Here is a 24,217-nt window from a genome sequence, read left to right as displayed (position 1 = left end):
GAGTTATGAGTTATTAATTATAAGTTATAAGTTTTATTACACATGATTAAAAACTAAAAAACTAAAAAACTCAAAATCAAAACATTACATATTAAATTAATACGAAAATATACACACTTCAATAACTCATAATTCATAACTTAACACTCTTAACTATATACTTACCATTAATATATATTAAATTTTTGTAAATAAATTATTAATTACAATTTGGCTTTCACAAAAAACAACGCCAAAAATTGATAATTTATGAAGAAATTACTCACTTTTATTGGATTGGCTTTAATCAGCAATTCTTTATATTCTCAAGGCTCGCCTGATTATGGAAGTGGATTGAAAGTAAACCTTAACCAACAGGGCGATAAGTACATCAGATTTATTTTATGGGATCAGTTCTGGCTGCGAAACACCGAAATGAATCCTGGAAGTATGGTTGGCGGAGAACCTACCGACAATTCCTGGAGCCTAGGAAATAGACGTTTACGTGCTTTAGCCTATGCTCAGATCTCTAAAAGATATATGATTTTGGCTCATTTCGGAATCAATAATCAAACCTTTATTAATGGTGGCGGTTCCGGAACTTCCGGTACAGGAGGCTATGGAAACGGTAAAAAACCACAGATGTTTTTCCATGACGCATGGAATGAATATGCAGTTATTTTACCTGGAGAAGCAGGAAAATTCAGTTTATCTTTAGGAGCAGGACTTCATTATTACATGGGGCTTTCCCGTATGACCATGGCTTCCACTCTGAATTTCCTTACTGTTGACTCTCCTATTTTCACCTGGCCATTGATTGACAATTCAGACCAATTTGCCAGACAATTGGGTATGTTCGCGAAAGGAAAGTATGGAAAACTGGAGTATCGTTTAAGCCTAAACAAACCTTTTGCGACAGATTTAACTCCTCCCAATGTCACTGACCCTTCAAAAGCAGTAGCTGTTGACAACAACGGAAACCCAAATTTTTCAAAGGCAGGATATGTTGAATATCAATTTTTGGAAGAAGAATCAAACACACTTCCTTTCAAGGTAGGTTCTTATCTGGGAACAAAGAAAGTTTTCAATGTAGGAGCGGGATTTTATCATCAAAAAGACGGGACAAGGTCTTCTGTGAATTCAACGATTGAAAAGCACGATATTACTCTTGTGGCCGTGGATGCGTTTGCTGATATTCCTTTGGGAAATGCTAAAAATAAAATGGCGGTTTCGGCTTATGCCGGCTATTATAACTATCAGTTCGGTCCCAATTATATCAGAAACTTAGGAATCATGAACATTGCTGCATCGGACCCGAACTTCATTGGTGATAAAGCGATCGCCGGACCGGGCAATCTGCAACCTACCATTGGAACAGGTAATATTATCTATGCACAGGCGGGCCTGCTTTTACCAAGCCAGGCGGAGAAACCCAAAATTAGAATTCAACCTTTTGCAGCATATACGCATAAAAATTTTGAAGCATATGACAAATCTTCTTCTCAATTTGATGTTGGCGCGAACTGGTTTATAGACGGCCATCACGCGAAAATTACAACACAGTACTCAACAAGACCGGTTTATACAAGTCCTACGGAAAGCCCTGAATCCAAAGGCGAATTCATTATACAGTTCCAGATTTATTTATAAAACCAAGAAACTCAATATCATTTTTAACTAACATTAAATCAAGCAATATGAGCGAAAATCATTACGATGCCTACAAAAATATGACCGACAAGCAGAAAAACCGTACCATCTGGAGCGTTATTACTGCCTCATCACTCGGTACATTGATAGAATGGTATGACTTCTATATTTTCGGAAGTTTAGCCGTTGTTTTAGCCACGAAATTTTTCCCGGCAGATAATCCGACCGCGGCATTTTTATCTACGCTTGCCACTTTTGCGGCAGGATTTGTGGTAAGACCTTTCGGAGCCTTATTTTTCGGAAGATTGGGAGATATCATTGGAAGAAAATATACATTTTTGGTAACTCTATTAATTATGGGATTTTCCACATTCCTTATCGGATGTATTCCAAGCTATGAAACCATTGGATTTATGGCACCTGTTTTAGTTTTAATTTTAAGATTATTGCAAGGCTTAGCTTTAGGTGGAGAATATGGAGGTGCTGCCACTTATGTAGCAGAATACGCACAACCACACCGAAGAGGTTACTGGACTTCATGGATCCAAACAACGGCCACAGCGGGACTTTTCATTTCATTAATTGTTATCTTAGTTACAAAAACCAGCCTTTCCGCAGAAGAATTTGACGGTTGGGGATGGAGAATCCCTTTCTGGATCTCTATTTTAATGGTGGGTGTTTCTTACATCATCAGAAGAAATATGAAGGAATCTCCACTTTTTGCCAAGGCTAAAAGCGAGGGAAAAACTTCCAAAAACCCGTTGAAAGAAAGTTTCGGACATAAACTGAATTTCAAGTTTGTATTATTAGCTTTATTTGGAGCTGCGATGGGGCAAGGAGTGATCTGGTACACCGGACAGTTCTACGCGATGAGTTTCCTTCAAAAGGTAATGAATGTGGAATCTGCACAGGTAGATTCATTGATGGCAACTGCTTTATTTTTAGGAACACCCTTTTTCGTGTTCTTCGGATGGCTTTCGGATAAGATCGGGCGAAAAGCGGTGATGTTAACGGGAATGCTAGTGGCTATTTTAGCCTACAGACCTATTTACGACTCTATGTTTAAAAGCGTAAATCTTGAAAACAAAACCATTGTAACAAACGGAATTACAGAAAAAAGAACAGCAAAAGTTCATGACAAAATCACCACCGACAGCTTAGTGACATTCCATAAAGAAACACTTTATACAGATGGAACATTGATCAAAAAAGATAGTGTAGTTCATTGGTCGCCAAACGGCCCTGTCATTAAAGACGGAAAAGCGGAAGAACCGAAAGTTTCTCAAAGCGTGAAATTAGCTGATGATACAAAATGGTATTTGGTATTCCTTGTATTTATCCAGGTCATTTTTGTAACAATGGTTTACGGCCCTATTGCAGCTTTTCTGGTAGAAATGTTCCCTGTGAGAATCCGTTACACGTCAATGTCTCTGCCTTATCATATTGGAAACGGGGTTTTTGGAGGGTTGCTTCCTGCGGTTGCTACCTACTTAGTAACAACAGGCAAAGAGGCAGGACATGCAACCTGGTACCTGGAAGGACTTTGGTATCCGATCGGAGTTGCCACAGTCTGCTTATTGATCGGATTATTTTATCTTAAAAATAAGAACAATAATATTCACGATTAGGAGCAGAATCACTTAAATTTTTATTAATTTTAAAACTACTAAAATGAACGGACTAAAAAAAATATTAGGCATACTTTGGATCGCCATTGCCTTAGTGGTAGGATATTTCGGAATTACAGTATTGGGAATTCCAAAAATCACCTCGGGAAAACAGGAAGATTTGGTATTCGGAATCATCATCCTGTTTGTTTTGATGCCGATTATCTCAGGCGGAATGGCAATTTTTGGTTACTATTCGTTAACCGGAGAGTATTCTGACGACAAAATTTAAAACAGAAACGATCAATGATAATTGATGAATACTTCAATGTCTATTCATCAATTATCTTTTATCACTTATCATGTATGAAAAAGAGACACGAACAAAAGTTAATCATTCTAAGCATCGGGCTTCTGATAGCGTTCAGTATTCCTGTTTCATTGTTGTTCAACAGTGACAGGGAAATTTTCGGTTACCCGATGATTCTGATTTACATTTTTGCTGTCTGGATGGTTTCCATCATTATTTCTTTTGTAATCGTAAAAAAATATGATGAGTAGTTTCGCGTTATTTACCGTGGTTTTGTTTTACCTGGCGCTTTTATTCTTAGTCGCTCATTTAGCGGAGAAGAAAAAAAGTAAGCTTTGGATCAACAATCCATACATCTACGCACTTTCACTGGCAGTGTACTGCACAGCCTGGACGTACTACGGAAGCATTGGCGTTGCGGCTACAAGCGGACTTAACTATCTTCCCATCTACATTGGCCCTATCATTATCATTCCTGCATGGATTTACATCAATACAAGGATTGTACGGATTTCACGAGTTAATAAAATCAGCAGCCTTGCAGATTTCATTTCCTTGCGATACGGAAATAGCAGAAGTTTCAGTGCTATTATTACGATCGTCTGTCTTTTGGCGATTGTTCCTTACATCGGTTTACAGATCAAGGCAATTTCCGAAACATTTCACCTGGTGACGGAAACTTCAATGTCTAAAAATATCCTGACAGACAATGCCACTTTTGTTGTGGTTTTAATTGCTTTATTTTCCTCATATTACGGTACAAGATATGTGGATGCCTCGGAAAAACGTTTGGGAATTATTTCCGCCATTGCGCTGGAAAGTTTCCTTAAACTTTTCTTTATCATTGTTTTAGGATTATTTGTGATCTATTTTGTATTTGATGGTTTTTCGGATATTTACCAAAAGGCGAGTCAATTTGAAGATTTTAAAGAAAAAAATACCTTTAACGGTATTGAGGGTGCATTGAACTGGATGATCCTATGCATGATTTCAGGAACTGCCATTTGTATTCTTCCGAGACAGTTCCATACGGCGATTGTAGAAAACAGGCAGGAGAAGCACATCAAAACTGCGATTTGGTTCTTCCCTCTTTACTTATTGATTTTCACCATCTTCATCTTCCCGATTGCCTGGGGCGGAAGACTTATTTTCGACGGACAAAATGTAAATCCGGAATTCTACTCTATTTTAATTCCACAACATTTTGACAATACTTTGATCACTGTTTTGGTTTTTCTCGGAGGGTTAAGCTCCTGTATTTCAATGATCATTATTTCTGCAATTACTCTATCTATCATGCTTTCCAACAACCTGATCATTCCATACGGACTATTGGGAAAATTCAAATCCGAAAATGAAGTTCAGAATACGAGAAATATTACCAATATCAGGAAAATCAGCATTTTTGCTCTGGTCATTATGGCGTTTGCTTTCTATAAATATTTCATTCTGAAAACTTCGCTGGATTCTGTGGGGTTGATCTCTTTTGTAGTGATTGCACAATTAGCTCCTGCATTTTTCGGTGCAATATTCTGGAGAAGAGGAAGCTACAAAGGAGCTGTTGCAGGTCTTTTGGCTGGGCTAATAATTTGTTATTTCGGATTAATTATTCCTCAGTATTATTTCTCTTACAATCAAGAGGTCAAAGGAGCTTTACGGGATATGTACAATCTGTTTGATTTTTTCACTATTCCCTATTTAGGAAGAATTCCGCAGATTTTCTTTTGGTCGCTTTTAGTGAATACCGGTTTATTTACGATCATTTCAGTGAGTATCAAAGGAAACTACCGTGAAAGAAATTTTGCTGAGCTATATGTGGATATCGACAAGTACATCCAAAATCATGAAAATGCATTCATCTGGCGTGGAACAGCCTATGTTTCGGATATTAAAAACATTTTGGAAAGATTTTTAGGCAAAAACAAAACCGAACAGGCTTTGAGAATTTTCAATTTAAAATATAATATTGATTCACAGACAGAAACTGCCGATTCAAGATTCATCAAATTCTCAGAAAATCTTTTAGCCGGAAGAATAGGAACTGCTTCCGCTAAAATTTTAATTGAAGGAGTTACCAAAGAAGATAAAATTTCGTTAAAGGAGGTTTTAAATATTTTAGAAGAATCCAAAGAAAATATTACCATCAATAAAAGACTTACCGAACAGTCGGAAGAACTGCAAAAACTATCCGACGATTTACGAAATGCCAATGAAAGCTTAATCATCAAAGACCGCCAGAAAGACGACTTTCTCGATTCTGTAGCTCATGAATTAAGAACTCCTATTACCGCAATTCGGTCAGCAGGAGAAATTTTAGCGGACGATGACGATATTCCTTTAGACATTAAAAAAGAGTTTTTAAACAATATCATTACGGAATCCGACAGGTTGAGTGAAATCATCAATGATATTTTGTATCTGGATAAACTGGAACATGGTGAAATTGCTTTACATATTCAGGAAAACAATATTATTGAAACTTATAAAAAAGCAGTGAATCCGCTTCTGCACCTGATTCAGCAGAAAAACATCCATTTAAGCGAAGTGAATCTCTTGAACCAGCCTTTATTTGAATATGATGAAGCAAGGATGATCCAGCTCTTTCAGAATATTTTAGGAAATGCTTTGAAATTTACGGAGGAACAAGGCACAATTCAAACTAAATTAGCTGAAAAAGAAAATCAATTGGTTATTACCATTTTCAATACCGGAAAACATATTCCCGAAGAGGACCTGGAAATGATTTTTGATAAGTTCTACCAATCCAAAAACCAAAATATCTTAAAGCCAACAGGAAGCGGATTGGGATTGGCCATCTCTAAAAAAATTGTTCAGGCGCAGGGCGGAACTATAAAAGCAGAAAATAGCGGATTAGGGGTAACTTTCACGATCACTCTTCCGAAAAAAATAAAAGAGATTAAAAATGAAGTGGAACACAATCAAAGTATACTATGAAAAAGATAATCATTGCCGATGACGAACATAAAATCTTAATGTCGCTGGAATACAGCTTCAAGAAAAACGGTTACGACGTATATATTGCAAGGGACGGAACTGAAGTGCTAGACTTTTTAAAAACCATGATTCCGGATGTAATCCTGCTCGATATTATGATGCCAAATCTTGATGGTTACAGTACTTTAGACATCATTAAGCAGGATGAAAAATTAAAAAACACGAAAGTTATTTTCCTGAGCGCGAAAAACAATCCGAAGGACATTGAAAAAGGCCTGGAAATGGGAGCCGATGCGTATGTAACAAAACCTTACTCAATAAAAAAACTGATGCAGCAGATTGAGGAAATGTCTGAGAAATAAATTAAAAAAAAAGACAAATTAATACCCGCTTTGTCATTCTGAACGAACTGAAGAATTTCTACAAGATTTCTTCTTCATCGAAATGACAATATAACACCAAAGTAAACATGAATGCAGATACTTTATTTAAACGAAGTATAGAAGATAAAGAAGGCTTTTGGCAAGAACAGGCCCAGGAAATCCAATGGTTTGAATTTCCAACCCAAATTCTTTCAAAGGACGAAAACAGTTATCCACAATGGTTTTCTGATGGTAAGCTGAATATGTGTTATGTATGTATCGATAAGCATATTGAAGACGGTTTCGGGGAGCAGATTGCCATTGTTTATGATTCTCCGGTGACGAATCAAAAGAAAACATATACTTTCAATCAGGCGAAAGAAGAAATTGCAAAATTTGCTGGCGGCCTGGTTTCTCTAGGCCTGAAAAAAGGAGATACGGCCGTTATCTATATGCCGATGATTCCTCAGACTTTATTTGCCATGCTGGCTTGTGCAAGAATAGGTGTGATCCATAATGTGGTTTTCGGAGGTTTTGCGCCTCATGAATTGGTAGTAAGAATTGATGACTGCAAACCAAAAGCTTTAATTACCGCAACCGCAGGAGTGGAAATTGCCAAAAGAATTCCTTATTTGCCTTTAGTTGAAAAAGCTATTGAACTTGCTCAGGATAAAGTAGACAACATCATTGTTTATAACAGAAGATTAGTCGATAATCAGCACGAAATGTTTGAGGGATTAATTGATTATGAGGAACTAATTCAACAATCAGAACCGGTTGATTGTGTTTCTGTAGAATCCACTCACCCACTCTATTTATTATATACATCGGGAACCACTGGAAAACCAAAAGGAATTACTCGTGATACCGGCGGTTATGCCACTGCTTTAAAATTTTCCATGAAATATATTTATGGGGTTGAGCCTGGAGAAACTTATTGGGCAGCTTCAGATTTTGGCTGGGCCGTTGGACATAGCTTTTCGGTTTATGGACCTTTGCTTAACAGGAATACCACAATTATTTTTGAAGGGAAACCTATTATGACACCCGATGCAGGAACTTTTTGGAGAATTATTTCAGAATATAAAGTTTCGGTGATGTTTACAGCGCCTACCGCCATTCGGGCCATCAAAAAAGAAGACCCTAACGGAGAACTGGTTAAAAAATATGATTTAAGCCACTTCAAAAAGCAGTTTTTGGCCGGAGAAAGATGCGATGTGGCAACTTTAGACTGGTTTGCAGAACACATCGGAGTTCCTGCTATTGACCATTGGTGGCAGACGGAATCCGGCTGGCCAATGCTGGGTTTAATGACCTGTGATGACCACTACAAAATTAAAAGAGCATCCGCCGGAAAACCGATTCCGGGTTATGATATTAAAATTTTTGATGAAAATGGCTACGAGCTGGATGCACATCAGGAAGGGTATTTAATTATCAAACTACCACTTCCTCCAGGCGCTTTATTAGGAATCTGGAATGATAACGAACGTTTTCAAAATAGCTATTTATCACAATACAACGGCTATTATTTTTCCGGAGACGGCGCCATAAAGGATGAAGACGGATATATTTTCATAACAGGAAGAGTGGATGATGTTATCAATGTTGCAGGTCACCGCCTTTCGACTTCGGAAATGGAAGAAATTGTTTCCTCACATCCTGACGTCGCAGAATGTGCAGTGGTAGGAATTGATGATGATTTAAAAGGGCAAATCCCGTTTGCAACGGTGGTTTTAAAGAACGGTTCGGAAATTTCGGAAGGTGAGATAGAGAAAGAGATCGTGGAAGCCGTCCGCGAAAAAATAGGAGCTGTTGCATGTCTTAAAAATGTAATAACTGTGAAGCGTTTACCCAAAACACGTTCCGGAAAGATTTTAAGAAAACTGATAAGAACGCTGTTGGACGGGAAAGAATTTCAAATCCCATCCACCATTGACGACGAGAAAATCATTGAAGAAATCCAGCAAAAAATTGGAGAATACAGAGCTTAACAAAGTATACATTAATTATAAAATTCAAATTTCAAAAAAAGAAGGGATATGAGAAATTATCAAATAGAAGATCTGCCACATTATTTTGAAGAGTATAAAAAATCTATCAAAAACCCTAAAAAGTTTTGGGACAAAATTGCTGATCAGAATTTTGTGTGGTATCAGAGATGGAGCAAGGTTGTAAAATATGATATGAATGAAGCCAAGATCACCTGGTTTAAAAATGCCAAATTAAATATTACCAAAAACTGCCTGGACAGACATCTTTCCGTAAGAGGCGACAAGACTGCGATCATCTGGGAACCTAATGATCCGAAAGAGGAAGCTCAACATATTTCCTACAACGAATTATACACAAGAGTTAACAAAACCGCCAATGTTTTACGAGAAATGGGCATTGAAAAAGGAGACAGAGTATGCATTTATCTCCCGATGATCCCTGAATTAGCTGTAACCATGCTGGCTTGTGCCAAATTAGGCGCTGTACATTCTGTGATTTTTGCAGGATTTTCCGCAACGGCAGTAGCTTCAAGAGTTAATGACTGTGGAGCCAAAATGGTGATCACCTCCGATGGAAGCTACAGAGGCAACAAAGTTTTAGACTTAAAAAGCATTGTAGATGAAGCATTGGAAAAGACACCAAGTGTTGAAAGAGTTCTGGTGGTAAAGAGAACCAACAATGAGATCAAAATGAAAGAGCACAGAGATTTCTGGATGGCCGATCTTTATGAGAAAGCTTCACCGGATTTCGTTACCGTGATCATGGATGCCGAAGATCCGCTTTTCATTCTGTATACTTCCGGATCTACGGGAAAACCTAAAGGAATGCTTCACACTTGTGCCGGATATATGGTTTACACGGCCTATACCTTCAAGAATGTATTCAATTATAAAGAGAATGACATTTATTGGTGTACAGCTGATATTGGCTGGATTACCGGACACTCCTATATTCTTTACGGGCCGCTTTTGAATGGAGCAACAACAGTTATTTTTGAAGGAATTCCTACTTATCCTGAACCGGACAGATTCTGGGAAGTAATTGAAAAGCATAAGATCACCCAATTTTATACGGCACCTACTGCCATTCGTTCATTAGCCAAGGAGAGTACAGAATGGGTAGATAAACATGATCTAAGCTCATTAAAAGTGATAGGATCGGTTGGGGAACCTATTAATGATGAAGCTTGGCACTGGTTCAACGATCATGTAGGAAAGAAAAAATGCCCGATTGTGGACACTTGGTGGCAAACCGAAACAGGTGGAATCATGATCTCTCCGCTCCCATTTATCACACCGACTAAACCAACTTATGCTACCCTTCCTCTACCAGGAGTCCAACCTGTACTGATGGATGACAAGCGCAATGAAATTACGGGAAACCAGGTAACCGGAAACCTTTGTATCCGTTTTCCATGGCCGGGAATTGCAAGAACGATCTGGGGTGATCATCAAAGATATAAAGAAACCTATTTCACTGCTTTTCCTGGGAAATATTTTACAGGAGATGGTGCATTGAGAGACGAAGTAGGATATTACCGAATTACCGGTCGTGTGGATGATGTCATCATTGTTTCCGGGCATAATCTGGGAACAGCCCCAATCGAAGATAGCATCAATGAGCACCCTGCTGTAGCGGAATCTGCCATTGTAGGGTATCCTCATGATATTAAGGGAAATGCATTGTATGGATTTGTCATTTTAAAAGAATCAGGAGAAGGCCGTGATAAGGAAAATCTTAAAAAAGAAATCAATCAACTGATCTCAGATCAGATCGGGCCAATTGCAAAGCTGGATAAAATTCAGTTTGTCTCCGGGCTTCCAAAAACGCGTTCAGGGAAGATCATGCGTAGAATTCTACGAAAGATCGCAGAAGGAGACTTCAGTAATTTCGGAGATATTACTACCCTTTTAAATCCTGAAATAGTAGAGGAAATCAAAAATGAAAGAATTAACTAATAATAATATGAACGGGCTTCGGTCCGTTTTTAATTATAAACTTAGAAACAACAAAACCAAACAAGGGTTTAATTATAGACAATTTCAAATAATTAAAATTATATTATAGATAAAATAACTAATCATTAAATTTATTGAATATTTTCAAAAACAATAGAAAATAATGATTAACTTTAAGTACAAATTTAAAAACTATTGCTATGTCAAATATATTAGCTGGATTATTTGCACATCACAGCGATTACAAAAAGCTTGAAGCGGATTTAGAAAGCTCCGGTTTCAGAAATTCAGATTACATTGTGTATATCGATGACAGCCATCATAACTCCCAATACCTGGCGAGTGTGTCCGTAAAAGATCAAAGCCAGATCGAAAATGCCCGTGACGTTTTCAACCAAAATGCAGCATTGAAAACGTATTTATTTGAAAATATGGGTATCGAACAGGCGCATTACCATAATATCAAAAGATTCATTGATGCAAGAAGCAAGGCTGAAATTCATGACAGCCCCGATGTAAAAATAAAAGCATCCAGCATTGGAATTGATTCTGAGGTAAAATTCTGACAATACAAAAAAAATCTAATAACCGAAATCCGTAGAGCCATCTACGGATTTTTTACGGTTTGAAAAGTGGAAAAAATTTCGTATTTTCGTGTGATATAGGCTTTTTACACAAATGAGTTATAACTTAGAACAAGAGAATAAAGAAATACTTGCAAGATATAAGGACCTGATTTCTAACACATACAGGAGTCTTGATGAGGAAAATAATAAACTGATCCGAAAGGCTTTTGATATTGCCCTGGATGCTCATAAAGATCAAAGAAGAAAGACAGGGGAACCTTATATCTACCACCCTATTGCCGTAGCTAAAATTGTGGCAACAGAAATAGGTTTGGGAGCTACTTCCATTGCCTGTGCATTGCTGCATGACGTTATAGAAGATTCCGATTATACATACGAAGATATCAAGAAGATCTTTGGAGAAAAAATAGCCAATATTGTAAACGGGCTTACGAAAATCTCCATCATGAACCATCAGAATATCTCTGTACAGTCTGAAAACTACAGAAAACTTCTGTTGACATTATCTGAAGATTTCAGGGTTATCCTGATCAAAATTGCAGACCGTCTTCACAATATGCGTACACTGGAAAGCATGGCACCGGACAAGCAGAAGAAAATTGCTTCCGAAACCGTGTATATCTATGCTCCAATGGCTCACCGTCTGGGATTGTACAACATTAAATCCGAGCTTGAAGATTTATCCCTGAAATATAATAATCCGGATGTTTACAATGAGATCACGGAAAAATTAGAGCTGGCTAAAGAAAACAGAGAACGATATATTGAGGAGTTCAAAAAAGAAGTTTCTGAAAGGCTGAAAGAAGAAGGCTTAAACTTCACTATCAAAGGCCGCGCTAAAGCCATTTCTTCCATTTACAGAAAGATGCTGAAACAGGGAGTTTCTTTTGAAGAGGTATTTGATAACTATGCTATCAGGATCATTTACAGATCGGATGCGAAAAATGAAAAATTCTTGGCCTGGAAGATCTACTCCATTGTTACGGATGTCTATCACAGTAACCCTTCCAGAATGCGCGACTGGATTACCCAACCTCGTGCTACGGGATATGAAAGTTTGCATTTAACGGTTTTAGGACCGGATAAAAAGTGGATTGAAGTACAAATTCGTTCCGAGAGAATGGACGAAATTGCAGAGAAAGGTGTTGCCGCCCATTATAAATACAAAGAGGGATATAAACAAAGCTCTGAAGACAGGAATTTCGAAAAATGGGTTACTGAGATCCGTGAAGTACTGGAGCAGCAGCAAAATCTTTCTACTTCCGAATTATTGGATAATATCAAGCTCAACTTATATTCTAAAGAAGTTTTTGTCTTCACGCCTAAAGGAGAGATTAAAATCTTGCCAACCAATGCGACGGCTCTAGATTTTGCCTTCTCTGTGCACTCGGATTTAGGAATGAAATGTTTAGGAGCTAAGATCAATGGAAAGCTGGTTCCGATCTCTTATGTTCTTCAAAATGGTGATCAGGTGGATATTCTTTCTTCACAGAATCAGAAACCGAAATCCGACTGGTTGGAATTTGTTGTGACTTCTAAAGCCAAATCAAAGATCAAAGGGTTCCTGAATTCTCAAAAAAACCAGCTTGTAGAAGAAGGAAAAGAGATATTACAGAGAAAGCTTCGTCATGCTAAAATCAATTTCAACGATGAGGAAGTGAATAAGCTTCAAAAATTCTTCAACCTTAAAACCTCCCAGGAGCTTTTCCTTAAATTTCAAAATAACGAGCTGGATGCAAGCAGCTTAAGAAAATATATTGAAAGTAAAAACGTATTCAACAATTTACTTTCCAGATTCCGAAAATCACCAACTAAAAATCAGGAGTTTGAAGAACCGAAGGAGACCAATCTTGATATGATCGTCTTCGGGAAGGATGAAGAAAAACTCAACTACAGCTATGCCAAGTGCTGTACGGTAATTCCGGGAGACAAAATATTCGGTTTCATTACGATCTCAGACGGAATTAAGGTTCATAATGATAATTGCCCGAATGCGATCAATCTGAGAGCCCAATACGATTATCGTGTCATTCCTGCGAAATGGGTAAATGCCGAAAGCTTTAAAAACCGTGTTAAAATTGAGATCGAAGGGCTTGACAGAATGGGTATGATCAACGATATTACTGCCGTGATCAGTAATTCGATGGGGATGGATATGAAAAGTATGTCTATTGAATCCAATGACGGAATATTTACCGGAAATATCACATTGGAAGTAAAAAATAAATCCCAACTGGAAGAATCATTCAAAAAGCTTAAAACGATCAACGGAGTTTCAAGAGTAAGACGATTATAAATTAAAAAATGAATTTAACCCTTTACTTTAAAAAATTTTTCAAAAGTAATCAATCATCAGGTATATTGCTCATTTTTTGTGTACTGGTATCGCTGCTTATTGCCAATTCCTCTTTTGCTGAGAGCTTTCAACGATTCCTGGACAAGGAAATTGGTATTCATCTCTTTCATCTTACTTATCCGGTAAGCATTTGGATCAATGATGGGTTGATGGCTGTTTTTTTCCTTTTGGTAGGGCTTGAAATCAAACGTGAGCTTGTGGAAGGAGAACTTTCATCTTTTAAGAACGCTTCGCTGCCCATTATCGCTGCAATAGGCGGAATGCTTGTTCCTGCGGTTATTTTTGGCCTTTTTAATATTGGAACCCAGTACAGCAGCGGCTGGGGAATTCCTATGGCTACGGATATCGCCTTTTCACTGGCTATCATTTCCATGCTGGGAAATAAGGTTCCCAATTCCATTAAGATTTTCCTGGCGGCATTAGCAATTGTGGATGATCTGGGCGCTATTTTAGTAATCGCTATTTTTTATACGGAACAGATTCACTGGACTTATCTTTTCCTGTCTGCAGGAGTTGCTCTTTTGTTATTTCTTCTGAATTTCCTTAAGGTTACCAAAATTATTTTTTATCTCATTCCAGGTTTGTTTTTATGGTATTTTCTGCATCATTCCGGGATTCACGCAACCATTGCCGGAGTTGTATTGGCTTTTTCTATTCCAACTAATGTATCCAATGTAGAAATTTCTCCTTTGGAAAAACTGGAACACCAACTACACTTCCCGGTAAGCTTTCTTATCATGCCTATATTTGCTTTAACCAATACCAATATTACATTTAGTAATGAAATGCTTGATGGATTAACGAATACTTTAGGAATTGGAATTATTGGCGGATTGGTTATTGGAAAACTGCTTGGAATCAATCTGTTTTCATTTATTGCTATTAAATCCAGACTAAGTTCTTTACCTCAGGGAAGTTCCTGGACACAGATGTTAGGTGTTGGCTTTCTGGCGGGTATAGGATTTACGATGTCCATATTCATTGCCTTGCTTTCCTTTAAAGATGAAATCCAGATTCAGGATGAAGCTAAATTTGCCATTTTGGTCGCTTCTTTTTTATCAGCTGTCCTTGGATTTATTATTTTAAAGGTAAGCTCTAGCAGGAATATAGAAGAAAGTGAAGAGGAATAATTTTTAATTTTTTACTACGCTCCAGCTTCCTTTCAGATTACCTTTTACCCAAGTTCCGGATTTTGATTCTAAACTTCCATATATGACAAATCCTGAAGATGATCCTGAATTGGAGGAAATAGCCCCGCTTCCTCCTCCAGCTAAAGAGGTATAGAATGTTTCCTGAAAGCTTCCAGAAGTTCTAATAACTTCTACAGAGCCACTTTTACCTACATTCATCGTTAAGGTTCCATTTTCATCTCCGGTATAGCTGCCTTGCCATTTTCCCATGTAAGGTGTAGTATAGTTTTCCTCTTCCCTGTCACGATCAATTTCGTCAATAATATGACTGCATGATGTAAAACCAAGGAGTAAAACCAAAGCTAAATATTCACATTGTTTTATCATTGTTCAAGTTTTCTATTATGTTCATCATCAACATTCAAATCCGGCTCCTTAACTTCTGCATGAAAATGGGAAGCTTCTTTTTTAAGCTCGTCAGAAAGCAGCTTTTCTATTCTCAACTTTCTTATAGCCATATTAAGCTCACTTCCGAATAGTAATAAATATACGTTTACATTTACCCAAACCATCAGTAGGATCATACTTCCGATAGATCCGTAAAGGACGTTGTATCTTGCGATATCTTTCACATAAATGGCAAAAATATAGGTTGTAAGTACAAACAAAACGGTGGTTAGAATAGCTCCCGGTACAGCTTGTCGGAATCTCGTAATCCTTACTGTTCCCAACCAATAAAATAAAGCCAGTAAGATAAAATAAAATACAGGAAAAGAAACAAATCCGATGATTTTGGATAAGTTATTTACTAACCATGAAATATCATATGCCGGAGTAAAGAGCTTCATTACAACTTCCACGTAATACACTCCGAAAAGTGCCAGAAATACAATACTGATAAATCCTATGGTAATGAAAAAGGAAAGAATGAATTCTTTGACATCGCTCAGTTTTTCATCCGTATTTTCATTAAAGCCATTGATAAGTGAGAATGTTCCGTTGGTAGCGAACACTAACGCCAAAATGATCGTCAGATTACTGATTCCCTTCATATTGGGAACAATACTTTTCTCAATATAATCGCGGACATCGGTTTCCATATTCGATGGAAAAACATTATGTATTAATACTTCAAAGATGTAAAACTGCAGCTTATCGTAATGCGGCATATACGGCAAAACAGATAACAGGAAGAGTAAAAATGGAAACAAACTGATGGTAAAGCTCCAGGAAATAGCCGCAGCTTTCCTGCCGATCTGCCCTTTAAAGATCCCCGAAATATAGATCTGGAACATCTGCCAAAGCGATATCCCCAACACAGGAATATGTATATCATCAAAGAAATCTTGAATTTTCAAGATAAATTTAGGAACTTTTATACCCATCTATTGATCTATAGGAGTTAAAAAAACAGGATGAAAATATGAAAAAAATCTAATTTATGAATATCTTTGAGCTCTTTTATTGAAAACAAATGCGAATCAGTTTACTTTGTATCGGTAAAACAGATGATAAGGAGATTACTTCTTTGATTAATTATTACCTCAATCGTTTGCCCAAGCACTGGAATTTTGAGATCATCGAAATTCCGGATGTTAAAAATGCAAAGAATCTTTCTCCTGATCTTCTTAAGAAGGAAGAAGCCCGATTATTTTTGAATCACATTGATAAGAATGACCTTGTTGTGATTCTGGATGAGAAAGGAAAACAATTCACCAGCAGGGAATTCTCACAGAAAATAGATACATGGATGAACTCTTCTGTAAAAAAGATTCATCTTTTAATAGGCGGGGCATATGGATTTTCCGAAGAGATCTACAGCAGGGCCAATGAAAAGATGTCATTATCCAAAATGACGTTTACCCATCAAATGATAAGACTCTTTATTGTAGAACAGATTTATCGTGCAGACCAGATTTTACAAGGTAAACCTTATCATAACGATTAATCCTTAATATAAAGACTCGGCTCGACATTTCATGTCGAGCCGAGTCTTTTATTACTATTTTTATAAACTTGATTATTATTTCGCAGGGCATTTGGTATAATATTCCGCCAACAAAGCTTTTTCATAACCCAAACTTACTGCTTTATCCAAACTGGAACAAGCTTCTTTTGGCTTTTGAGTATCAAATAAGATCATGGCTTTGGTCACATAAGATTGTGAAAATTTAGCATCAATGGAAATCGCTTTATTAATATCTGCAAGAGCTTCTTTAGGTTTCTTCATTTTCAGATAAAGGTCTGCTCTTCCATTGTATAATAAAGATTCCGGTTTTTCGGAAATCAATTGGTTGTAATCTTTTAACGCTCCCTCCAGATCTCCACTGTTCTTTTTAAGATTTGCCAACCCGGTCCTTGCAAATAAATTTTCCGGTGCAAAACTTAAAATCTGATTAAATTCTTTGGCTGCCAAATCTTTTTTACCCTGGCTATCATAAATTTTAGCGCGGGTTAAATACATGTCCACATTTTCAGGCTCTATCTGCAATCCTTTATCAATATATTCCAATGCCTTTGCTTTGCTTCCTCTTTGACTGTGTAGAGACGCTAAATTGGCATATACAGAAGCTGACATAGGATTTGACTTTAATGCTGATTCGTAAGACTTAAAAGCTAATGCTGTCTTTCCCAATCTCCATTGAGAGGTGCCTAAATTGTTGTAATATTCGGATTGAAACTTTTGAATCTGCTCTTTATCTGCTAATTTGGTATACTGCTCTTCAGCACATTTGTAATCTGCCTTTTTGAAACACTCTTCAGCGGTTTTTGCAGTCTGTGCATAAAAATGCAATGAGGTAAAAGCAAGTGATACAAGTAATAAATGTTTTTTCATGAGGTTATCTTTTGTTTATTGATGACTTTTTTGGCAAGTGTGGCAAACAGCCCTCCCAATAAAAATCCAACAAACGCCCCCATCAAAATATCTATCGGGAAATGCACTCCTAAATATATACGGCTATAGGCAACCACTACGGCCCATACAAATATAACATAAGGAAACCAATTAAGTTTATTTTTAAGCAAAATACTTAAATAAGTGGCTAAAAAAAAGGTATTGGATGCATGCGCTGAATAAAATCCAAAAGATCCGCCGCATTTTACAATCCGCATATGGTGTTCTAATTCCGGATCATGACAAGGTCTTAATCTCGCCACTCCATATTTGAATATTCCCGCAAGCTGATCTGAAATGGTAACTCCGATAGCAACGAACAAAAGAATATAAATAAGTGATCTTAATTGATAATTCTTGTATAGAAAATAAAGAAATATAATGTATAAAGGAATCCATAGCCAGGTGCTTGAGATCAGCAGCCAAAACTGATCAAAAGAGGTATCTCCTAAATTATTAAGATATAAAAAAATCTTTTTATCCTCCTGAATGATTTCTTCCATGAATTATCTGCTTACAGGTCCTTCATAAGTTTCATCTTCAGAAGGCTTCGGTTTTGCAGGTTCGGAAGACGGCTCGGTAAGAATATCCTTTTCAATATCTTTCATAGGATTAAAATCTTTTGCGGCATCTTTCACCTTTTCTATTTCACGTTTGATCTCAGAAACAGGATTATCTGTTTCCTTCATGATCTCCGTTTTGATATCTTCCACAGCGCCACGCATTTTTCTTACACCTGCTCCTAAGTCACGTGCAATCTGGGGAAGTTTATCCGGTCCGAATAATACAACGATCGCCACCGCGATCAATGCCATTTCTCCAAAGCTTAATTCCATTCCACAAAATTACGAAAGATTATACATATATAATACAGTTGTTCAATATGATATTTCAATTTTAAACAAATTTTAAGATTTATCAATACATATGATTAGCCCTACCCTGTCTTTATGAACTGACTTAATACAAAATATACCTAAAATTCATCAATAATTAATTCTACAGCAAGAGAATTATATTTGATTTTTTTGTATTTTTAATACACCAATCAAAAATTAATATTTATGAAAAACTTAGTAACCTTTTTTAAGCTATTGACCGTAGTTTCGGTAGTAATGCTAAACAGTTGTCAAAATGAAAACAATGAGGTCATACAGGAAACAACAGCTCAGAAAGTTTCCGTTGCAGATTTAAAAAAAGAAATTGTACCTGCTTCCGTTCAGGCATTGCCGGAAAATGTACAGATACAGCTTGATGAATCTAAAAAGAATCTTGAAAAGTATGTAAAAGATGCCCTTCAAATCACAGGAGTTACAGCTTTAGGTACACTTTCAACAGAAAAAAGTGTTTCTATCGCTCAAAGTTTAATTACAGATCGGGAAAGCTTTATTTCTACCGGTAATATTCTGACCCCTGAAACTGTACAAGTAAATAAACTTGGAAATCTTTCTTCTCAAGAATTGTCTACTGCTCAGGAAGGCCTAAAAGAAATTGCACAGAAGGAAATCAAAACAAACGTAAACGTTCTTGAAATCTCATGGAACAATAAAGGTGAAAGTTTTACTTCGCTATGTTTCTATAACGATTCAGGAATCATCTGGGATAATGTACTTGGAGGATTGGTGATGATGGACGCCAGAGGAACTACTGAAGTTTCTGATAATACCCAAGCAAAAGTATTATCCAAATGGTACAAGCAATGGTGGACTGCAGATTGGATCTGGGGTACCAAAAGAGGTGAAATGGGCTACAAAATCACTATTTATTATAGTGGTTCTACAGTTTCCAATACAGATGTAGAGGATTGGGCCAATATCAGCTTAGGAAAAGCAAAAAGTGAAAGTAAAATCACTAAAAATTCCGGGACTTACGGAAAATGTGCTTTTGCCTTAGGACTTTGCACACCAACTGGTTCTTTAAGCTTCAATTCAACCAATTTTACCGTGTCTTTTTCAGGATTGGGAAGCAATATTGTACATAACGGAACCAAGACTCTTTACCCATAAACATTCTTTCCAATATTATATTAAGAACCGGGGAAGCAATGCATTGCTTCCCCGGTTTATTGTTATTCTATAATGTCTTTTTTAACTCCTTTCTTCTTAAAATTAATATAAGTGACAATTACACTTATGGCCATTAAAATGAAAGCTAAGAAGAACGGTGCTCCGGAAAACTTAAACGGAGCCTCATCATGTGTGAAATAGTAAAACAGGTTCGTCATCATTGGAGGTCCGATGATGGAGGTAGCACTCATTAAACTCGTTAAAGCTCCCTGCAATTCTCCCTGTTCATTGGAAGGAACACTCTTCGTGATAACGGACTGAAGCGCAGGTCCGCAAATTCCACCCAAGCAATATGGAATGAGGAAAGCAAACATCATCCAGCCCTTAGTAGCAAAAGCAAACAGTAACATTCCGACCGCATATAGAGCCAGCCCGTAATAAATACTTTTCTGTTCTCCCAGTCTCGGAGTGGTCCATCGTATCAATCCTCCTTGTACAACACCAACCAATAAACCAACGACACCAAGGGAAATTCCGACCATTTTCTCATCCCAATTGAATTTATACATGGTGAAGAAACTCCAGTTACTTTGTACCGCATGTCCTGCAATATAAATTAAGATAAGAGCAACGATAAGTCCTGAAATCTCCGGGTGCTTTCCCAAGAATTTGAAAGAGCCCACCGGATTCGCACGCTTCCAGTCGAATTCCCTTCTTTTATCTTTATCCAAACTTTCCGGAAGTATGAAATATCCATATAGGAAATTCAACAAACACAAACCTGCTGCCGCATAAAAAGGGACTCTGGAACCATAATGTCCTAAAAGCCCTCCCAAAACAGGCCCGATAATGAATCCTAAACCGAAGGCCGCTCCGATCAATCCAAAGTTTTTGGCTCTGTCTTCATCTGTTGAAATATCGGCAATATATGCGCTTGCCGTTGTAATGCTGGCTCCTGTAACTCCGGCGATGATTCTTCCGGCAAAAAGCCACCAGATGGTTGGAGAAAGGGCAAGAAAAATATAGTCAACAGCAAATCCGAACAAAGAGATCAGAATAATGGGTCTTCTTCCGTATTTATCACTTAAATTTCCCACTACAGGAGAAAATACAAACTGGGTAAAAGCATAGGCAAATCCAAGCCAGCCTCCATATTTTGCAGCTTCACTGATATCACTGTGAATCAATTCTTCGATCAATTTAGGAACAACGGGAATGATAATTCCCCATCCGGTAATATCAATCAATAAAGTGATAAATATAAAGCCAATGGCCGCTTTTTTCTTTGAATTTTCCATAGTCGTGCAAAATTAATGAAATCTAAAAAATAATTGTTCTAAATAATGTAACATTAAAAATTTATAATACTCATAAAAAAAGCCTTTCAAAAAATGAAAGGCTTTTACTTATTGTAGTTGATTCTTATTTTGAAGCAAGGACTTCTTTATTGCTGGTAGACTTACCATGCACTTCCTCTTCTTTGCCTTTCTTAAGGAAGTCATAAGCAATTGCCGAAGCGATAAAGATGGATGAATAAGTACCGAATCCGATACCGATCAACATCGCAAACATAAATCCTCTCAGGTTATCTCCACCGAAAATGAAGATCGCCAAAATTACAAGGATCGTAGTGAATGACGTGTTGAATGTTCTACCCAATGTACTTGAGATTGAATCATCAAATAATCCGGCTAGTGTAATAGATTTCTTCTCTCTCAAATACTCTCGGATTCTGTCGAAGATAATCACCGTATCGTTGATTGAGTATCCTAATACGGTAAGGATCGCAGCAATGAAATCCTGGTTGATCTCCATATTGAACGGCATATATTTGTGAAGCAATGAATACGCCCCTAAAACAATAACCGCATCGTGGAATAAAGCTGCAACCGCACCAAGAGAGAACTGCCATTTTCTAAATCTTACCAAGATATAGATGAAGATAATTCCTAAAGCACCTACTACAGCAAAAACACCGTGAGTTTTAATATCATCTGCAACAGTAGGACCTACTTTTTCAGAAGAAATAATTCCTGCGTGGTCTTTATCAGCCGCTTTGAAATCTTTCAATGTAATTCCTGCCGGTAAGTTTGATTTTAATCCTTCGTATAATTTCTGCTCAATAGTCTGGTCAGCTTTTAAAGATTCATCTTCGATAAGGTAATCGGTTGAAATCTTTAATTGCTTATTATTTCCGAAAGTCTTAGCTTCTACAGATGAGTTTTTACCATCTTCAGTTTTAAATAATTTCACTAAGTTTTCTTCAACATCATTAGCATTTACTTCTTTATCGAATCTTACCACATAGTTTCTACCTCCTGTGAAGTCGATACCATATTTAAATCCGTGAGTGAAAATAGATCCGATACAGATTGCTGTTAAAATAGCAGAAATAATATAAGCATATTTTCTTTTTCCAATGAAATCGATCCAAGTATTTCTGAATAAGTTCTTTGTTGGAGCAGTCCAAACAGAAAGACCTTTTCCTTTATTCAGTCTGCTGAAGATCATTACTCTTGAAAGCAATACTGATGTAAATAAAGTCATCGCGATACCGATCATCAATGTCAATGCGAAACCTTTGATAGGCCCTGTTCCGAAGAAGAACAATACTACTGCCGTAAGGAAAGTAGTGGAGTGACCATCAATAATCGCATTTAAAGCATGTTTGAAACCATCTTTATATGCTTCTAAGATTCCTTTACCTGCAAATAATTCTTCTTTGGTTCTTTCATAAATGATAACGTTCGTATCTACCGCAACCGCCATAGTAAGAACGATACCTGCGATACCTGGAAGTGTAAGGGTGAAATCCCCTGAATCCATGATACCGAAAATATAGAATAAGTTGATGATCATGGCGATTACCGCATAAACTCCCGCACCACCGTAATAGAAAATGATGTATACGATAATGATCAGGAATGCAATAACGAATGACATGAAACCTGCATTAATAGATTCCTGTCCTAAAGACGGACCTACCTGAGTAGCCTGAACCACTTTAGCACCTGCAGGAAGTTTACCCGCTCCAAGAACGTCAACTAATTCCTTAGCTTCATCCTGAGAGAAGTTTCCTGAGATCTGAGTTCTACCGTTAGGAATAGCGTTTACTACATTCGGAGCAGTATACACTCTATTATCAAGCGTTACCGCTACAGGCTTACCAACGTTTTTCTCTGTTAGTGTTTTCCATTCTTTGGCTCCTTTAGAATCCATTTGCATGTCTACTACTACTCTACCTAATTCATCATAGCTGATGTTAGCAGTTTCAACGGCACCGTCTACCGGAGCTTTTTGGTTAACGTTTCCTCTTACGGCATATAATACTAAGCTTTCAGGATCTGATGCTTCCGGCTTGTATCCCCACATGAATTGGGTATATTTAATGTTTGCAGGACGTAGAGACTGCGCCACTTTACTGTTCAAAATTTTATTAACAACAGCTGTGTCAGATAATTTTACGCTTCCTACAGAACTTGGATTAGCAGATTTTCCACCTTGCATAAGGTTCATGAAGTTTACATTTTTTGCAACTCCCATTGAATCTCCTTTTACCGCTACCATAGTAGTTAAAGTCTGGAAATAAGGGGCGATTTCAGGGATTTGTTGTACTTCCCAGAACTGAAGCTTAGCAGAAGTCTGAAGCATTTTCTTCACCTTATCGATGTCCTTCATCCCAGGCATTTCCACAGAAATTCTTGCGGTTCCCGGAACTCTCTGAACATTCGGCTGGATAGCTCCCAGCTTATCGATTCTGGTTCTGATTACTTCAAAAGCAGTTCCTACAGAAAGATCGATTCTTCTTTTAACGATGCTTTTTACCTGCTCGTCAGTAGTGTTATATTTGATCTCCGTAAGGTTGGTATTTCCGAAAATTTCCGGATCTGCAAGTTTTAGATTGGTTCCTTTTGCTTTGTTTACAGCATCGAACTGATCGAAGAAATTATCAATGTAAGATCTTGTAGAGTTCTTCTGAGCTTCATCAGTTTTGTTTAAAGCTTCAATAAGAACCGGATTGGTAGAATAATTGGTTAAATCATTCACCAAATCTCTCTGGTTGATCTCCAAAAGAACGTTGATCCCTCCTTTAAGGTCAAGACCAAGTTTCATTTCCTTGTCCTTCGCTTTGGTGTAATAAAGTTTTGTGAACCCCAGGTTCAGAGTATCCTTAGAAAGTCTTGCAATCTCTTTCTGATACTTCTCCGGATTGTCTCCTGCTACAGCAGTCGCCTGCTTTTCAATTTTGCTGGCGTACCAGGTCGGTAATAGCTCATTTAAGCAAATTAACCCTAATACAATAGCAACAATTGTAATAAGTCCTTTTCCTTGCATTTTGTTATAACTACGTTAAATTAAGTCGGCAAATATAATCATTTCTTTCTATTTTATGAATTTTTAACATCAGAAATCGTTTATTTTCAGG

The 24,217-nt window shown here is 37.3% G+C and carries 19 protein-coding genes and 1 pseudogene; 13 read left to right on the top strand and 7 right to left on the bottom strand.

Annotated elements, in window-relative coordinates:
* The first annotated feature begins 249 nt into the window (after positions 1-249).
* From EGI05_RS00660 to nhaA, 11 genes and pseudogenes are all read left to right on the top strand, one after another.
* Positions 250-1,629, top strand: coding sequence for a porin (locus EGI05_RS00660; protein ID WP_123261156.1), 1,380 nt, complete (start codon positions 250-252; stop codon positions 1,627-1,629).
* A 47-nt stretch (positions 1,630-1,676) separates the two neighbouring features.
* Positions 1,677-3,257, top strand: a complete 1,581-nt coding sequence (locus tag EGI05_RS00655) for an MFS transporter (RefSeq protein ID WP_123261155.1) — start codon at positions 1,677-1,679, stop codon at positions 3,255-3,257.
* A 43-nt stretch (positions 3,258-3,300) separates the two neighbouring features.
* Positions 3,301-3,528 (top strand): DUF6814 family protein, encoded by a 228-nt coding sequence (locus tag EGI05_RS00650; RefSeq protein ID WP_123261154.1) that lies wholly within the window; start codon positions 3,301-3,303, stop codon positions 3,526-3,528.
* Positions 3,529-3,602: 74 nt separating this feature from the next.
* Complete coding sequence (locus EGI05_RS00645) at positions 3,603-3,797, top strand: hypothetical protein (protein WP_123261153.1); 195 nt, start codon at positions 3,603-3,605, stop codon at positions 3,795-3,797.
* On the top strand, positions 3,790-6,501 hold the full coding sequence (locus tag EGI05_RS00640) for an ATP-binding protein (protein ID WP_166668330.1): 2,712 nt from the start codon (positions 3,790-3,792) through the stop codon (positions 6,499-6,501). The genes EGI05_RS00645 and EGI05_RS00640 overlap by 8 nt, the downstream gene beginning before the upstream one ends.
* Positions 6,498-6,863 carry a response regulator transcription factor gene (locus EGI05_RS00635; protein ID WP_123261151.1) on the top strand — a complete coding sequence of 122 codons (366 nt, stop codon included), beginning with the start codon at positions 6,498-6,500 and terminating at the stop codon, positions 6,861-6,863. The genes EGI05_RS00640 and EGI05_RS00635 overlap by 4 nt, the downstream gene beginning before the upstream one ends.
* A 107-nt stretch (positions 6,864-6,970) precedes the next feature.
* Positions 6,971-8,857, top strand: coding sequence for an AMP-binding protein (locus EGI05_RS00630; protein ID WP_123261150.1), 1,887 nt, complete (start codon positions 6,971-6,973; stop codon positions 8,855-8,857).
* Between the two features lie 42 nt (positions 8,858-8,899).
* Positions 8,900-10,816, top strand: a pseudogene (gene acs, locus EGI05_RS00625) (acetate--CoA ligase); the annotation flags it as partial.
* 200 nt (positions 10,817-11,016) lie between these two features.
* Positions 11,017-11,382 (top strand): hypothetical protein, encoded by a 366-nt coding sequence (locus EGI05_RS00620; RefSeq protein ID WP_123261148.1) that lies wholly within the window; start codon positions 11,017-11,019, stop codon positions 11,380-11,382.
* A gap of 112 nt (positions 11,383-11,494) precedes the next feature.
* Positions 11,495-13,699 carry a RelA/SpoT family protein gene (locus tag EGI05_RS00615; protein ID WP_123261147.1) on the top strand — a complete coding sequence of 735 codons (2,205 nt, stop codon included), beginning with the start codon at positions 11,495-11,497 and terminating at the stop codon, positions 13,697-13,699.
* Between the two features lie 8 nt (positions 13,700-13,707).
* Positions 13,708-14,889, top strand: a complete 1,182-nt coding sequence (gene nhaA / locus EGI05_RS00610; RefSeq protein WP_123261146.1) for a Na+/H+ antiporter NhaA — start codon at positions 13,708-13,710, stop codon at positions 14,887-14,889.
* A gap of 3 nt (positions 14,890-14,892) precedes the next feature.
* Here the strand turns inward: nhaA and EGI05_RS00605 are convergent, their stop codons facing one another.
* A complete protein-coding gene (locus EGI05_RS00605; RefSeq protein WP_123261145.1) occupies positions 14,893-15,276 on the bottom strand; it encodes a hypothetical protein in 384 nt (127 codons plus the stop codon).
* Entirely contained in the window at positions 15,273-16,274 is a 1,002-nt protein-coding gene (locus EGI05_RS00600; protein WP_123261144.1) for a YihY/virulence factor BrkB family protein, read from the bottom strand. The genes EGI05_RS00605 and EGI05_RS00600 overlap by 4 nt, the downstream gene beginning before the upstream one ends.
* An 89-nt stretch (positions 16,275-16,363) precedes the next feature.
* Here EGI05_RS00600 and EGI05_RS00595 point away from each other — a divergent pair, with 89 nt between their 5' ends.
* Entirely contained in the window at positions 16,364-16,837 is a 474-nt protein-coding gene (locus EGI05_RS00595; RefSeq protein ID WP_123261143.1) for a 23S rRNA (pseudouridine(1915)-N(3))-methyltransferase RlmH, read from the top strand.
* Positions 16,838-16,912: 75 nt separating this feature from the next.
* On the opposite strand, the gene EGI05_RS00590 is transcribed toward EGI05_RS00595, so the two are convergent.
* Genes EGI05_RS00590 through EGI05_RS00580 form a run of 3 tightly spaced genes read right to left on the bottom strand, consistent with a single transcriptional unit; the run spans position 16,913 to position 18,621 of the window.
* The gene (locus EGI05_RS00590; protein ID WP_123261142.1) at positions 16,913-17,725 is read right to left on the bottom strand and encodes a tetratricopeptide repeat protein; all 813 of its coding nucleotides are present in this window, start codon (positions 17,723-17,725) and stop codon (positions 16,913-16,915) included.
* Positions 17,722-18,288, bottom strand: a complete 567-nt coding sequence (locus tag EGI05_RS00585) for a phosphatase PAP2 family protein (RefSeq protein WP_123261141.1) — start codon at positions 18,286-18,288, stop codon at positions 17,722-17,724. Before EGI05_RS00585 ends, EGI05_RS00590 begins: the two co-directional genes overlap by 4 nt.
* A 3-nt stretch (positions 18,289-18,291) precedes the next feature.
* Positions 18,292-18,621: a Sec-independent protein translocase subunit TatA/TatB gene (locus EGI05_RS00580; RefSeq protein ID WP_123261140.1), complete on the bottom strand. Its 330-nt coding sequence runs from the start codon at positions 18,619-18,621 to the stop codon at positions 18,292-18,294.
* Positions 18,622-18,849: 228 nt separating this feature from the next.
* Between EGI05_RS00580 and EGI05_RS00575 the strand changes: the two genes are divergently transcribed.
* A complete protein-coding gene (locus EGI05_RS00575; protein WP_123261139.1) occupies positions 18,850-19,791 on the top strand; it encodes a hypothetical protein in 942 nt (313 codons plus the stop codon).
* A gap of 62 nt (positions 19,792-19,853) precedes the next feature.
* Here the strand turns inward: EGI05_RS00575 and EGI05_RS00570 are convergent, their stop codons facing one another.
* Positions 19,854-21,089 carry a TCR/Tet family MFS transporter gene (locus EGI05_RS00570; protein WP_123261138.1) on the bottom strand — a complete coding sequence of 412 codons (1,236 nt, stop codon included), beginning with the start codon at positions 21,087-21,089 and terminating at the stop codon, positions 19,854-19,856.
* Positions 21,090-21,213: 124 nt separating this feature from the next.
* Entirely contained in the window at positions 21,214-24,126 is a 2,913-nt protein-coding gene (secD, locus tag EGI05_RS00565; protein WP_123261137.1) for a protein translocase subunit SecD, read from the bottom strand.
* Positions 24,127-24,217: the final 91 nt, after the last annotated feature.

The organism is Chryseobacterium daecheongense (assembly GCF_003729955.1).
In the GTDB taxonomy this organism is placed as follows: Bacteria; Bacteroidota; Bacteroidia; order Flavobacteriales; family Weeksellaceae; genus Chryseobacterium; species Chryseobacterium daecheongense.
The sequence above is the reverse complement of the archived record's forward strand: the minus strand, read 5'-3'. Positions and strand labels throughout refer to the sequence as shown.